The sequence below is a fragment of the Streptomyces hyderabadensis genome (assembly GCF_020404845.1).
Lineage (GTDB): Bacteria > Actinomycetota > Actinomycetes > Streptomycetales > Streptomycetaceae > Streptomyces > Streptomyces hyderabadensis.
Window position 1 is genome coordinate 14766 of record NZ_JAIOJZ010000011.1, and the last position, 12550, is coordinate 27315.

Sequence of the window (12550 nt, forward strand, 5' to 3'; positions counted from 1 at the left end):
GCCTTCCTGCACCGGTCCCCCGTCCTCATGACGCGTCCGGCGCGCCCTGTGCCCAGTGGGCGGCCCCGAGCAGGGGAGCCTCCTCGGGCTGCCGGGCCGCCAGAACGGGTACGTCCGGTCCGTCGGCCGGTGCCAGCCCGGTGGTGAGCGCTGGGTGGATCAGGTCCCACGACCGGGCCATGGAGCCACCGATGACCACCGCGGTGGCCGCGAAGCGGTCGATCCATGGCGCCAGGGCCTGGCCGAGTGCGTCGAAAGCGTAGCGGAAGGTCTCCCGTGCGGCGGCGTCGCCCTTCCTGGCGCGCGCGGCGATGTCACGGACGTCGGGGAGGTGCTGGTCTTCCGTCGCGGTGGTGAGACGTGCGTAGTGAGTGCGGATGCCGCGACGCGAGACCGTGTCCTCCAGTGGTCGGCCGTGCACGGTCAGGCGGTAGGCGTGTCCGCCGGGCGGGACGAGGGGACCCGAGTGGACGGGACGGCCGCCGGACAGGAACGAGGACCCCACGCCCGTGCCCAGGGTCAGGCAGACGACGCGGTCGTGACCCGCGGCGGCGCCGGAGCCGTACTCGCCGACGGCGAACGCGTCGGCGTCGTTGAGGAAGCACAGTCGTTCGCACCGGTCGGCCAGGCGTTCGCGCAGGCCCGCCCCGACGTCGACGCCATTCAAGGATTCGAACTTGCCGACGTCGGCGAAACGGCCGACGCCGGTGGCGTAGTCGAAGGGGCCCGGCATCGCAACGCCCCAGCGCGGGCGGTGCCCGGCCGGCAGCGCCAGGGCTGCCCTGGCGATGGCGTCGAGGACGTCGTCCGCTGCCGCGTGCGACCTCAGCGGCCTGCGGATCACCGCGGAGGGAGCCGGTCGGCTCGCGGTGGGGTCGACGAGGGCCGCGGTGACGTGCGTGCCGCCGATGTCGAGCACCGGCACCGGCGCCGGGGCCTGCGTCGTGAGTGCCGTGTTCACGGTTCGACCACCAGCGCCTTGACGATCCGCACCTCGTCGCCGCCCAGGGCGCGGACGCGGTACGGGCCGACCGCGGCGGGGATCGTGATGGTCTCCGCGAAGGCGAGGGTGTGCGTGCGGCCGTCGCGGGTTTCGACAACGGCACCTTCGCCCGCGGCCACGTTGAGGATGTGGAAGCGTCCGGCGGTGTCGTCGCGCATGTCGCAGCCCCGCGACACGACGAGGCGGTGCACCGCGTAGAACATCTCGGGCAGCGCGCCCAGGACCTCCTCGCGCCAGCCCTCGCCGGAGCGCAGCACCCGCGGCTGCTGGACGAGGTCCTTCGTGACGTCCTCACCGCGCCGGGCCGTGTCCAGGTTGGCGAAGCCGTGCTCGTAGGGCAGGGGCCGGGAGGCACCGGCGGCATCCTTGCGCAGCCAGTCGTAGAGCCGCAGGGAGTACAGGTAGGGGGTCGCGCTCACTTCCAGCACCAGGTTGCCCGCGCCGGACGCGTGCGGTGTGCCCGCCGGGATCATGAACAGCTGGCCCACCGTCGCGGGGTGCGACTGGATGTGCTGCTCGACGGGTATCGGGGTGCCGTTGGCTATCGAGTCCTCCACCTGACGCCGCATGACGTCGAGGTCCGCCTCCCCGGTGAGGCCGAGCAGCACTCGGGCGCCGTCCTCGCTCGCGGTGACGTAGTACGTCTCGTGCTGGGTGTACGGCCAGCCGAACACCTCCCGCATGTACCGCTCCCGCGGGTGGAGGTGCAGGGACAGGTTGCCGCCGCCCATCGTGTCCAGGTAGTCGAACCGGATCGGGAAGGAGGTGCCGAAGGCGCGGTGCACGTCCTCGCCGAGCATGTCCTCGGGGTGTGCGGCGCACAGCAGTTGGAAGGGGACCTCGACCTGGGCCGCGTCCCTGTCCCCGATCAGGACCCCCGCCTCGGGCGCGATCAGCTCGTAGCCCAGGGCCGTGTTCCCCGCCTGCGGGGTGAAGCCGAGTTCGCTCGCCGCCCACTGGCCGCCCCACGGGGTGGAGTTGAAGTACGGACGGGTGCGTACCGGGCCCCGGGCCAGGTGGGCCAGCGTGCTGCGCAGTGCGGCACCGTCCAGTGCGGCCGGGCCGGCCGCGTCCTGGACGTCGATCCACCGGTCGATCCGTCCCGCGATCGTGTCCCGGTGCCGGTCCAGCACGGGCCAGTCGGTGTAGAACAGGCGCACCAGGTCGCCGGGCGCGGCGGGGCGCCCCAGGTTGACCCCGACGGGCAGCTCACCCTTCGACACGGCCGCCTCGGCGTACCGCTTCGGCAGGTCGGCGTACCACAGCAGATCCGGTCCGCACAGCGACGCGCCCGGCCCGTACACCAGCACCACCGCGTCCCGCGCGGGCCGCTCGGGCCGTGGAGGGGAGTCGAACAGATCCGCGACCTGCGCCTGGGACAGCGGGGTGAAGAACGGGTCGTCGGCGGGGACGGGCCGGGTCCCGATCCGCTCGTCGGCCGCCGCCGCGTAGTGGTCGCGCACGTCGACCAGGTCGACGTCGCGGCCCGCGGTGCGTACGGCTCCCGCGAGGCCGTCGGCCAGCGCGCTCCAGTCGAGGGCCGCGGGACCGTCGACGGCCAGGACGAGCGGACCCGGCGGCAGCTCCGCGGCCAGGGCCGGCCAGCCGACGGTCACCTTGCCGTCGACCGGCTGGTAGCTGGGGAGGGGGTCATACGAACGGGACGCGGGCACATCTGCTCCTTACTCGGCTCCACTTGCGTTAACGATAACAGTGCTTGGCTGGAGGTGTCCACGCTCGATCCGCGACTTGATAGAGGCGCGCTACCGCGTATGAGCTGCACATTTTTCGACCCTCGTACCTCATGGCGATTCTTTTCCCCTCGAACTCTTGCTACCGGCGGAATGGTGTCGTTAACCTCCACGCAACACACACCGGGGCTGCTCCGGGGTCTCTCCGACGCCGCACACGTCCTGCGATTCACATCCGGCCATGCAGGTGGCCCGATTCCGTGAAGGTGATCAATGTCAGCATCGGGCAGGACCAGCAGTGCGGCCGTGCCGCTCGCTCGGCGCCGCTTCCTCACCGGGGTGGCCGCCGGCGCGGCCGCCCTGGCGGCGGGGGGCTGCGCGCGAGGAGCCAGCACGTCCGCGCAGCCGGGGACCACGAGCATTTCCAACGACAACGCCACCTGGGACGACGGCTACCGGGCGGCCGGCCGCGAGCTCAAGAAGATCACCGGATACACGCTCAGGCCGCTGTCGAACCCGTCGGTCACCTCGTACCAGCAGGTCGTGCAGATGACCCTGCAGACCTCGAAGTCCTCCGACCTCGTCAAGTGGGCGTCCGGCTACCAGCTCAAGCGCCTGGCGCGCGCCGGCGGGCTCACCGATCTGACGCCCGTGTGGAAGGGGTACGCGGCCAAGGGCTGGGTGCGCGGCACGTCGCGGGAGTCCGTCTCCTACCGGGGCAAGGTGTTCGGGATCCCGCTGTACGAGTCGTACTACGTGCTCTTCTACAGCAAGCCGGTGTTCGGGAAGCTGGGCCTGTCCGCCCCGAGCAGCTGGGACGAGCTGCTGCACTGCGCCGAGGTCCTCAAGCGCAACAAGATCACCCCCTTCCTCGCCAGCCAGGTGGGCGGCTGGCCGGCGATCGAGTGGTTCCAGGAGCTGGTCAGCAAGGTCGACCCCGGCTTCTACCAGCAACTGGTCGCCGGCGAAGCCTCCTACACGGACGACCGTGCCCGCCGGGCCATGGACATCTGGCACGACTTCATGCGCAAGGGCTGGATGACGTCTCCCGACTTCGACCAGGCACGCGGCCCCGGCGCGCTGAAAGAGGGCACGGTGGGCATGTTCCTGCACGGCACCTGGCAGGCGTCGGGCATGTCGGCGGCCGGGATGAAGCCCGGCACCGACTACGGCGCCTTCATCCTGCCGACGGTGCGTCCCGCCTCCCAGAAGAGCGTGATCGCCGAGTCGGGGGTCTTCGTGGTGCCCAGCCGCGCCTCTTCCCACGAGGCGGCGATGGCGAACGTCGGGGCCTGGCTCGACCCGGCCGTCCAGCGGGTGTGGAGCGACTTCCTCCAGGACAGCTCCGCCAACCCGAAGGTACGCGCGTCCAATCCGGTGGTGGCCTCACTCCAGCGGGACATCGCCCGCAACCGCCGGACGGCGCTGGTCCGCTACTGGGAGGCCAGCCCGCCCAGCCTCATCCAGGGCAACACCAACGACCTCGGCGGATTCATGGCCGGACAGACCTCACCGGCCACCACCCTGCGCCGGATGCAGGAGCGCGCACACGACGAATGGGCGGCCTGGAAGCGAGACGAAGCATGAGCACCTCAGTGACCGACCGACGTCCGCCGACCCCGGCCGGCGGACCGGGAGCGCCCCGGCGCACGAAACGGCGTCCCCCCTTGACGCAGGGGTGGGCCACCGCGCGTGAACGTGTGACGGCGGGCGGGTTCATGGCTCCGGCCGTCCTCCTCGTCACGCTGTTCCTGCTGGCCCCCTTCGTATGGACCGTCTACCGCAGCTTCTTCAGCGACACCCGGACCTCTCCGTTCAGCTGGTTCGACAACTACTCGCTGTTCGCGTCCGATCCGGCCCTGTCCCGCTCCATCCAGAACACCTTGATGTGGGTGCTGGGCACGGTCGCGCTGCCGTTCGTGCTCGGACTCGCGATCGCCTGCATGACCAACGCCGGCCGGTTCTCACGCCTCGCGCGACTGTGCGTCGTACTCCCCTACGCGCTCTCGGGATCCGCGGTGGCGGTGGTGTGGAACTTCATGCTCACCACCGACGGTGCCGTCAACCAGGTCCTGACCGGTCTGGGGCTCGACTCGCTGGCCCAGGGCTGGCTGCTGACCTGGCCGGGCAACACGGTCGTGATGATCCTCGCCAACGCCTGGCAGGCCACCGGCGTGGCCGTCATCCTCTTCCTGGTCGGCCTGCAGTCCATCCCGCCCGAGACCCTGGAGGCCGGTGCCCTGGACGGCGCGAGCGGCTGGCAGCAGTTCCGCCACATCGTGCTGCCCCAGCTCCGCCCGGTGTCGATCATCGTGATCGGCATGAGCCTGGTCAACGGCCTCAAGTCCTTCGACCTGATCTGGGTGCTCACCCAAGGAGGCCCCGGACGGGCCACCGAGACGCTCGCCGTGTCCATGTACAACGAGACCTTCCTCGAACTGCGGCCCGGCGCCGGAGCGGCGATCGCGGTCGTCCTCACCGTGATCGTGCTGGCCGCTTCCTGGCTGTACCTGCGCCGCCAGCTCGACGTGAAAGGCGTGTGACGATGTCCCTCGGCCGAGTTCTGCGCAACGCCGTCATCGCGGTACTGGCCCTGCTGTGGCTGGTGCCCACCTGGCTCCTCGTCGTCAACGCATTGGTGCCCGCCGGGAGTTACTCGGGCAGTCCGCACTGGCTGCCCCAGCACTTCGGGCTGTTCGGCAACATGTCCCAGGCCTGGGACAAGGCCAACCTGGGCCCGGCCCTCGGCAACAGCCTGCTGTACTCCGTGGTGAGCGCCGCGGCCGCCGCGGTGATCGCCGGCTTCGCCGCCTTCGCCACGATCGTGATGCCCGTCAAACGGCAGGCGTTGTGGTTCTGGGTGATCTACTCCGGCACCCTGCTGCCCCTCCAGGTCTTCATCAGGCCCCTGTTCCTGTCCTACGCCCACACCTCGCTCTACGACACCCAGACCGGCCTGGTGCTCATCTACACGGCGATCGCGGTCCCGTTCGCGTTCTTCGTCATGCGCAACTACGCCCTGACGCTGCCGCGTGAGGTCGTGGAAGCCGCCCGCATGGACGGTGCGTCGTGGTGGCGGGTGTTCTGGCAGATCCACGTTCCGCTGACCCGCTCCGCCATGATCGCCGTGTTCGTGTTCCAGTTCGTGGCCGTCTGGAACGACCTGATGTTCGGCATCACCATGGTCACGAGCCGCAACATCCGCCCCGTCATGGCCGCGCTCGCCGACCTGCAGGGCAACTACTCCAACGTCGGGCCGCCCATCGTCCTGGCCGGCGCCCTCCTGGTGTCGCTGCCGACCGTAGTGCTGTTCTTCTCCGCCCAGCGCTTCTTCGTCAGCAGCCTCAAGATCCACCGCTGAGCCCGCACGCCTGCTCCTCCCCCGTCATCGTCGCGAAGGGAACACCCATGCTGCGCTCGCTGCTCGTCCGCGCCACCGCCCCCGTCGTCTGCGCCGGCCTGCTCTGGACCGCCGCCCCCGCACACGCCCAGAGCCCCGGACACACCCGCCCGGTCTCCTCCGGCACCTGGGCCGACCGGGCCATCGGCGCCTACCGCGCCCTGCAGAAGCACCTGTACGAGGGCCCCGGCAGCCACGGGCTGTACCTGGAGCACACGCCCCGGCAGACCGCCGACCCGGAGCACTCCTACCTGTGGCCGTTCCGCGAGGCCGCCCAGGCAGCCGTAGACATGCAACGACTGCCGCGCACCGGGGCCGCCTACCGCCGGGACGCGGCCGAGCGGTTCGACACGGCCGAGCTGTACCACACGGGCGGCGAGCGCCCGGGCTACCAGTCGTACCTGCCCGCTCCCCTGGGCACGGGCGGCGACGTGTACTACGACGACAACGCCGTGGTCGCCCTCAGCCAGCTCGACCAGTACGAGGAGACCGGCGACGCACGGTACCTGCGGCGGGCCGAGCAGGTCGTGCCCGTCGTCTCCCGGGCCTGGGACGGCGACGCCACCAAGGCGTGCCCGGGCGGCATGGACTGGTACGACGCGCCCGGCAACAACATCCGTGCCACCAACGTCACCGCCCTGTCGGCCCAGCTCGCCGCCCGGCTCTACGAGCACACCCGCGACCCGGCCTACCTCGACAAGGCGGAGCAGTGGTACGGCTGGGTGTACTCGTGCATGCGCAAGGCGCCCGGCCTGTACGCCAACGACCGCGGCGACGACGGCAGCACCAACGAGACGCTGTGGACCTACAACTCGGGGTCCATGATCGGCACTGCCACCGCGCTCTACCGCGGCACCGGTGACGCCGGGTACCTGAGGAAGGCGGTGGAAGACGCCCGCGGTTCCCTGGCGTACTGGACCGGGGGCACCCGCCTGCACGACCAGCCCGCCGTCTTCAACGCCTTCTACTTCAAGGACCTGCTCGACCTGGACGCCGTCCGCCCCGACCCCGCCTATCTGAAGGCCATGAGCACGTACGCGGACGGCACCTACCGGTCCAACCGCGACAGCGCCACCGGCCTGTTCCGCTTCCAGCCCTCCAACGGCGGCGACTACGACCCCGCCGCACCGGCCGCGACCCTCAACCAGTCGGCCATGGTCCAGATCTTCGCCACCCTCGCCGACGCCACCCACCGGGCCCACCGGACTTCCTGACGCGGCGCACCGCCCCCGCTCCCCTCGACGCAAAGGACACTCACGCACCATGCCCAAGCCACCGCTGACCCGGCCGTCCTGGTGGGACTCCGACCTCGCGCGCGACATCCTGAAGGAGCGCGTGGCCACCACGGCCGGCCTCGGCGGCCGCCAGGTGCGCCTGTCGGGAGAGCCGCTGCTGCGCCACGACGGGAGGGGAGGACTGCTGCAGTCCATCCGGCTCGGGGTACACCACCCCGGCGCACACCCGCGGCTGCGCGTCACCCGGGCCCGTGTCACGACCGTCACAGGCGCCCCCGTCCACTGCGAGATCGTGCCCGGACCGGGAGACGACACCCGGCTCCTGGTCCCGGAAGTGGACGCGCCCACCCCGCTCCTGATCGAACTCCCGGAACTCGAAGAGGGAACCCAGGTCGCCTTCGAGGCACGGCCGCAGCGCCACTGGACGCTGCACCTGGTGCAGCACTCCCACCTGGACATCGGCTACACCGACCCGCAGGGCAGGGTGATGGCCGAGAGCCGCGCCTACCTCGACTCGCTCCTCGAACTGTGCCGCGACACCGACGACTGGCCGGAACCGGCCCGCTTCCGCTGGGCCGTGGAGGGATTCCACTCCTTCCAGGACTGGCAGGCCAACCGGCCCCGCCGCCAGGTGGAGAACCTCCTGGACCGGGTGCGCGAGGGGCGCGTCGAACTCACGGCCATGCCGTTCAACCTGCACACCGAGACCTGCTCCACCGACGAACTGCACGAACTGCTGCGCCCGGTGACCGCGTTGCGAGCCCGGCACGGCATCGACATCACCACGGCCATGCAGACGGACGTGCCCGGCCAGGTGGTGGGCCTGCCCGACGTCCTGGCGGACTACGGCATCCGTTACCTGTCCGTGGCGCACAACTGGGCCGGGCGCGCGGTGCCCCACCTCGTCGGCGGGGAACACCTGCCCCGGCTGTTCCGCTGGCAGGCGCCGAGCGGCAACAGCGTCCTGGTCTGGCGGACTGACACCCCGCACGGCCTGGCCTACATGGAGGGCTCGATCCTCGGTTTCGACGAGTCGTACGGCCACGTCGACGACCTGCTGCCCGCCTACCTCGGCGCCCTGGCCAGCTTCCCCTACCCCCACCAGGGGCGCGGGATCCCCGGCTTCCCCGCCCTCGACCTGCCCGGCACCGCCGACCCCTACCCGTGGGACGTGCTGCACCTGCGGGTGCTGGGCAAGTTCGCGGACAACGGCCCGCCGCGCCGCATCATCTCCGACACCGTGCGCCGCTGGAACGAACAGTGGGCCTACCCGCGGCTGCGCGCCTCACGCAACCAGGACTTCTTCGAGGACGCCGAGAAGCGCGTCGGGGACCGCCTGGAGACCTACCGGGGCGACTGGAGCGACTGGTGGGTCGACGGGGTCGGCGCGGGCGCCGTGCCGCTGGCGGCCACCCGGCGCGGGCAGGCCGCCCTCGCCGAGGCGCAGACCGTGGCCGGGTACGCCCATCTGATGGGCGTACCCGGCAGCACGGCCGTCGCCGCGGCCGCCCCGGAGGTCTACCGGTCCGCATCGCTGTTCAACGAGCACACCTGGGGCGCCGGCGACCCCTGGACCCACGGCGACCACGGCCACGGGTCGGGCGAGAAGCAGTGGCACTGGAAGTACTCCCAGGCCATGCGCGCGCACGACGACGCCGAGACGCTCCTGGACGCCGCTTCCGCCCTGCTCGGCGAGGCCTTCGCCCCGGCCGACGAGGCGGCGGCGTCCTTCTACGTCGTGAACACGTGCAGCTGGCCGCGCACCGAGACCGCACGCCTCTTCCTGCCGGAGAGCACGGTCGCGCTCGGCGACGCGGTACGGGTTCTCGACGGGCGCAGCGGCGAACCGCTGCCCTTCGCGGAGGAGGCGCAGAGCAACGAGCGTCACCGCGCGGCCGGGCGGTTCCTGCACGTGCCGGTCGCGGAGGTGCCGGCCTGCGGCGCCGTGCGCCTGGACGTCGTCACCGGCGCCGGCTTCCCCGCACCAGCCGACGGGGCGAACCCGCCCGCCGAGGCCACCGTCCTGGAGAACGACCACCTGCGCGTGACGGTCGACCTGCACGAGGCCTGCATCTCCTCCGTCGTCGACAAGGCGACCGGACGCGAGATGGTCCGCCAGGACGCCGTCGTCGGCTTCAACGGCTACGTCTACGACGAGTACGCCACGGCCGGCGCCTTCAACCACCAGTCCAGCAAGACCGTGGCCGACGACTCGATGCACCTGCTCGCCTCCCGCAGCACCGCGCCGCCCGCCGCCCTCGTCGACCGCACCACGGACGCCACCGGGCAGACCCTGGTCTACGAATGCGCCCCGGCCGGCACCCGTCGGCTCCGGGTGCGCGTGCACCTGCCACACCACGCGGCCCGCATCGACATCGAGAACCGTATCGACAAGAACGCGACCCTCACCAAGGAGAGTGCCTTCTTCGCCTTCCCCTTCGCCCTCGACGACCCCGCCGTGCACACGGAGGCCACGGGCGGCGTCCTGGGCACCGACCGCGAGACCGTCCCGGGCTCCGCGGCCCACATGCGCGCCGTGCGGCGCTGGATCAGCCTGAGCGACGGCACCCGGCACGCGGTACTGGCGACGGCCGACGCCCCCCTGGTCCAGCTCGGCGGGATCGCGATCCCCTACGTCCCCTATCCGCAGTCGTTGCCCCAGGCGGAGCCGGCCACCGTCTTCTCCTGGGTGCACAACAACGTCTGGGACACCAACTTCCCCGCCCAGCAGGCCTTCGACCACGTCTTCCGCTACAGCGTCGGCTTCGCCACGACCATGGAGGACGACCCGGCGCGGGCCGACGAACTCGCCGTACGCGTCGCCGCCGTCACCGGCCACCCCCTCGTGCCGGTACGCGCCCGCGCCTGCGCCGGTGCCGCGTCGCCGGCGCAGGAACGATTCCTTGCCCTGGACGAACCCCGGGTGCGGCTCGTCGGGGTGACGGTCCCCGAGAGCGGCAAGCTCCTGGTGCGTCTGCAGTCGCTGGCCGACGTCCCCGTCACCTGTCGACTGAGCACGCCCTTCCCCGTCGTCCGCGCGGTCCGCACCACCTACCTGGGCGCGCCACTGCGAGACATCGGTCCGGACCCGGACGGCGCGATACCGGTCGATGTACCGGCGCTCGGAACGGCCGCCCTGGTCCTCGATCTGGGCCCCCTCACGGCCGAGGGCTCCGGGCTCGAGACCGGCTGACTCGCGTCCCGGCCGAACCCGGCGGCAGTCCGCTCCGTGGCACCGGGGGCGAAGGAGCATGGCACGCGCCGACGGTGGTTCGCCCCCACAGCCGGTACGCGCCGGTGTGACCAGCGGTTATCGACGATGTTTGTGGGGTGACGCACAGATCGTGTTGGCCTGGCTACGGTATGTCTGCCTAGCCTCGTGAGTGGAAGTGATCAAGCTGGTCACTGATGGTGATACGAGGAGGTGCCGGACATGGCCGAGCACACGCTGAAGGACAAGGTCGCGGTCGTCGGCGGGGGCGAGAAGAATCTGGGCGGACTGCTCAGCAGGTCGTTCGCCGGGGCCGGGGCCAAAGTCGTGGTGCACTACCACACCTCGGAGAAGGAGGCAGACGAGACCGTCCGGGCCATCCAGGACGCCGGCGGTCAGGCCGTGTCCGTACAGGGGGACCTGACGGACGTGGCGAGTGCACGGCGACTGTTCGACACCGCGGTGGACACCTACGGCGGCGTCGACGTCGCGGTGAACACGACCGGGATGGTGCTCCGCAAGCCGATCCTGGAGACCACCGAGGAAGAGTTCGACCGCATGTTCGGCATCAACGCCAAGGCGGCGTACTTCTTCATTCAGGAGGCGGGGCGCCGCCTGAACGACCACGGCAGGATCATCAGCCTCGGCACGTCTTTGCTGGCCGCCTTCACCGACGGGTACTCCACCTACGCGGGCGGCAAAGCACCGCTGGAGCACTTCACCCGGGCGGCGGCCAAGGAGTTCGCCGACCGGTCGATCTCGGTGAACGTGGTGGCGCCCGGGCCGATGGACACGCCGTTCTTCTACCCGCAGGAAACGCCGGAGCGGGTGGAGTTCCACAAGTCGCAGGCCATGGGCAACCAGCTCACCCACATCGAGGACATCGTCCCGCTGGTCAAGTTCCTGGCCACCGAGGGTTCGTGGATCACCGGGCAGACGCTGTTCGCCAACGGCGGGTACACCACTCGATAGGCCTTGCCACCGGTCGGCGCGAGCGACCGAGCGGCGTGCCGCGCCGTCCTCACCGACCGCGCCGCGAGGCTCGACGACGCCACCTGGGGCCGGCACGTGCGGGCGTGGGCGGAGAATGGCGAGACGGAGCGATTCGACGCCGCAGGAGGGTGGTCTGACCGCGTGAGCTTGGACCTGAACAAGCTGGAACACCTGATCGCGGTGGCGGAGGAGTACAGCATCACTCGTGCCGCCGCCCGCCTCCACCTGTCCCAGCAAGCACTGTCCACCTCCATCCGCGTCCTCGAACGCGAAGTGGGCGTCCCCCTGCTGGAACGCACCGCCACCGGCGTGGTGCTGCTCCCCGCCGGCGCCGCCCTGGTCGAGGACGCCCGCATCCTGCGGGGCACGGCACGCTCCGCCCTCCAGCGCGCCCGTCGCATCGGCCGCGGCGAGGCGGAAGTGCTGCGCCTGGGGCACACCCCGGCCGTCACCGGGGAAGAGATCATCGCGCTGTTGCGGCAGGTGGGTGACGCCCACCCTCACCTGGCCACCGACGTCAACCAGCGCTACCCGGCCGAACTGACCGAGGCCCTGCTGGCCGGGCAACTCGACATCGGGCTCTGCCGTGCCATGACCCCGCCCCACGGGCTGGCCCGCACCACCTTGGGCCAACACAAGCTGAGTATCGCCGTCGACGCCGACCACCCACTCGCCGCACGGCCCTCCGTGGCCCTGTCGGAACTCGCCGACCAGCGCTTCATCGTCTGGGGCCAGCCCGGCCACTCCGGCTACACCGACCTGCTCATCAGCCACTGCCACGCCGCCGGCTTCGAACCCCGTACCGAGCGCACCGCTCTCCAAGGCACTCCGCCAGCCACTGCCGTCATCGGCACCGACCGCCTGGCCTTCGTCACCACGGCCCCGGGCCCCGCCGCCGGCGGCGCCGCCCGTATCCTCGCCCTCGACCCACCCCTGTACGTGCCCCTGCACGCCCTGTACTCCCCACGGACCACCAGCCCTGCCAGAGACGCGTTCCTCGCGACCGCCGCGCCGTGA

9 protein-coding genes are annotated in these 12550 nt (G+C 71.1%); 7 read left to right on the forward strand and 2 right to left on the reverse strand.

Annotated elements, in window-relative coordinates:
• Nucleotides 1-25: 25 nt before the first annotated feature.
• Entirely contained in the window at nt 26-961 is a 936-nt protein-coding gene (locus tag K7854_RS10980) for an ROK family protein (RefSeq protein ID WP_226026216.1), read from the reverse strand.
• Nucleotides 958-2676 carry a class I mannose-6-phosphate isomerase gene (locus tag K7854_RS10985; protein WP_226026217.1) on the reverse strand — a complete coding sequence of 573 codons (1719 nt, stop codon included), beginning with the start codon at nt 2674-2676 and terminating at the stop codon, nt 958-960. Before K7854_RS10985 ends, K7854_RS10980 begins: the two co-directional genes overlap by 4 nt.
• 291 nt (nt 2677-2967) lie before the next feature.
• Between K7854_RS10985 and K7854_RS10990 the strand changes: the two genes are divergently transcribed.
• The 7 genes from K7854_RS10990 (at nt 2968) to K7854_RS11020 (ending at nt 12550) form a co-directional block, all read left to right on the forward strand.
• Nucleotides 2968-4281, forward strand: coding sequence for an ABC transporter substrate-binding protein (locus K7854_RS10990; RefSeq protein WP_226026218.1), 1314 nt, complete (start codon nt 2968-2970; stop codon nt 4279-4281).
• Nucleotides 4278-5237: a carbohydrate ABC transporter permease gene (locus K7854_RS10995; RefSeq protein WP_226026219.1), complete on the forward strand. Its 960-nt coding sequence runs from the start codon at nt 4278-4280 to the stop codon at nt 5235-5237. The genes K7854_RS10990 and K7854_RS10995 overlap by 4 nt, the downstream gene beginning before the upstream one ends.
• Nucleotides 5238-5239: 2 nt before the next feature.
• The gene (locus tag K7854_RS11000; RefSeq protein WP_226026220.1) at nt 5240-6055 is read left to right on the forward strand and encodes a carbohydrate ABC transporter permease; all 816 of its coding nucleotides are present in this window, start codon (nt 5240-5242) and stop codon (nt 6053-6055) included.
• 47 nt (nt 6056-6102) lie between these two features.
• Nucleotides 6103-7308, forward strand: coding sequence for a glycoside hydrolase family 76 protein (locus K7854_RS11005; RefSeq protein ID WP_226026221.1), 1206 nt, complete (start codon nt 6103-6105; stop codon nt 7306-7308).
• A 49-nt stretch (nt 7309-7357) separates the two neighbouring features.
• Nucleotides 7358-10522 carry a glycoside hydrolase family 38 N-terminal domain-containing protein gene (locus K7854_RS11010; protein WP_226026222.1) on the forward strand — a complete coding sequence of 1055 codons (3165 nt, stop codon included), beginning with the start codon at nt 7358-7360 and terminating at the stop codon, nt 10520-10522.
• Nucleotides 10523-10762: 240 nt separating this feature from the next.
• On the forward strand, nt 10763-11512 hold the full coding sequence (locus K7854_RS11015) for an SDR family oxidoreductase (RefSeq protein ID WP_226026223.1): 750 nt from the start codon (nt 10763-10765) through the stop codon (nt 11510-11512).
• A 162-nt stretch (nt 11513-11674) separates the two neighbouring features.
• The gene (locus K7854_RS11020; RefSeq protein WP_226026224.1) at nt 11675-12550 is read left to right on the forward strand and encodes a LysR family transcriptional regulator; all 876 of its coding nucleotides are present in this window, start codon (nt 11675-11677) and stop codon (nt 12548-12550) included.